This is a genomic window from Mobiluncus mulieris ATCC 35243, assembly GCF_000160615.1.
Lineage (GTDB): Bacteria > Actinomycetota > Actinomycetes > Actinomycetales > Actinomycetaceae > Mobiluncus > Mobiluncus mulieris.
Genome location: NZ_GG668524.1, coordinates 1 through 1,682 on the forward strand (window position 1 = coordinate 1; position 1,682 = coordinate 1,682).

The following is a 1,682-nucleotide window of genomic DNA, read 5'->3' on the forward strand; positions in this document are numbered from 1 at the left end:
TGACCCCCAACAGCCACGACAATGGCCAAGCCCGCCACCCCGGCCAGCACCTCGTGAACCCGCCCCCAGAAACAGTGTTATCCGCTAGCGACGGATAGGCATATCGACATGTCGGCGTGTTGGCGTCCTTCTGTAAACCCCAGTCTTGCCAGCCGCTAATGCGAGTCCACTAGACCAGGGCAGGCTTACAAGAATCAACTGGAATCTTGGTTCCGGCTCGCACGATACACGTTCGAGCGGTGCCCAACCCTCAACACCAGCACCGTCAGTTCCGCATCATCTAGTCGGCATACAATCCGGTAGTCACCCACCCGGTAACGCCAAAGCCCCGCGAGGTTCCCTGTCAGGGCTTTACCTTTAACTCGCGGGTTTTCCGCTGCGGCTATCCACCGTATCGCATCCCTGATGCTGCGCGCCACGCGCGCGTCTGCTTTACGCAACCATTTGTCAACAGCACGGGACAAGATGACTTTTCGTGTCATTGAATCTGCCTGGATATAGCCGGGTCTACTGGCGTGTTGTAAAACCCTAAATCCTGTTCCAGTTGCTCCAAAGAAATCGTGTCTTCCTTGCCGGTACGGATTGCCTCCAAGGTCTGCATCGCTTCCACGCCCAGGTAGTAGTCCTCCAGGTCATCGAGGTATTCTTGGGTGGCCTCGCGCAGCAAATCAGCCTCGGATCGTTGAGTTTTCTCGCTGGCCCATTCCAGACGCGCCTTATCCTCGGCCGACAGCTCCACACTCAAAACTTCGCTCACACACCGATTTTATCCCAGCCTTTCAATGAAACCAAGAGATCGGCCTACCTTTCGCGGGGTACGCGTGGACGGGTTCACGAGGCGTTGGCCGCGATGGCGGGCTTAGTTTACAGTGGCGGCCAGCCTTACCATGCAGCGGTAACGGGGCGTTCTTAATCCTTAAACGATGCACCTACTTTCACGGTCAACATGCGAAAAGTACGCTAATCTCTTGGTTTTTTGGATGGTATAAAACCATCAGGGCGCGGTGAAAACTCTTGTGAGCACGGCACCAACCAGTTCACCGGGGGTGGTGTTTTCCTCTTTAGCCCGACTTGCTATAACGCGTTGAGTCTCTAGAGGTATCTGGACAGGAATCGTAACACCGCCAGACCTCATCGAAGGCGGTGACCCGTCAATCACCTCACCCACCGAATATTCCCCCGGGGGAAATTCTCCTCGCGCGTAATACGACTCCAAACGCTCCATCATCTCATCGGTCATTACCTGACCGTTTACCGCCACAAAATCCGCCATGATAATCACTTTCTCTTCCTTGCATCAATACCAAGTTCCCTCAAAAATGTTTTGGTTGGTGGGGTCATCGCATGGAAAACATACCAGTCGCCAAATCCGCTTTCCGAGGCCACCATCTGCACCATTCTTCCATCCGGTAGAGAGCCCAAACCAATCCATCGGGGCGGCATCGAACCATCGAACCGTAACTTCGTGGCGACCAGATGATTCCAAGCATATTCAATCTCTGCCTCATCTAGTCCATGCTTCAAAGCATGAGCCTCCACAAAAACCGCCACATCAAAATTATATAGCGCCAACGACGCGCGAAAGGCTTCCCTGGATTCAAGTTCGCAGTGCGGCAGTGCGGCGGGTTCATGAGGTGCTGGCCGGGGTGGCGGGCTTGGCCATTGCCGTGGCTGTTGGGGGT

General features: G+C 54.8%; 4 protein-coding genes. All 4 read right to left on the reverse strand.

The annotated features are described in order from the left end of the window. Positions 1 to 194: 194 nt before the first annotated feature. The gene (locus HMPREF0577_RS10470) at positions 195 to 482 is read right to left on the reverse strand and encodes a type II toxin-antitoxin system RelE family toxin (protein ID WP_004013870.1); all 288 of its coding nucleotides are present in this window, start codon (positions 480 to 482) and stop codon (positions 195 to 197) included. Next, a complete protein-coding gene (gene relB, locus HMPREF0577_RS10475) occupies positions 479 to 757 on the reverse strand; it encodes a type II toxin-antitoxin system RelB family antitoxin (protein WP_004013871.1) in 279 nt (92 codons plus the stop codon). Before relB ends, HMPREF0577_RS10470 begins: the two co-directional genes overlap by 4 nt. Before the next feature lie 237 nt (positions 758 to 994). Further along, entirely contained in the window at positions 995 to 1,273 is a 279-nt protein-coding gene (locus tag HMPREF0577_RS10480; protein WP_211582021.1) for a hypothetical protein, read from the reverse strand. Positions 1,274 to 1,278: 5 nt separating this feature from the next. Next, complete coding sequence (locus tag HMPREF0577_RS10485) at positions 1,279 to 1,551, reverse strand: hypothetical protein (RefSeq protein WP_248613805.1); 273 nt, start codon at positions 1,549 to 1,551, stop codon at positions 1,279 to 1,281. Positions 1,552 to 1,682: the final 131 nt, after the last annotated feature.

Bases quoted from the DNA above. Each gene is read 5' to 3' on its own strand.
- HMPREF0577_RS10480 (WP_211582021.1), bottom strand. From the start codon at position 1,273: ATGGCGGATTTTGTGGCGGTAAACGGTCAGGTAATGACCGATGAGATG.
- HMPREF0577_RS10470 (WP_004013870.1), bottom strand. From the start codon at position 482: ATGACACGAAAAGTCATCTTGTCCCGTGCTGTTGACAAATGGTTGCGT.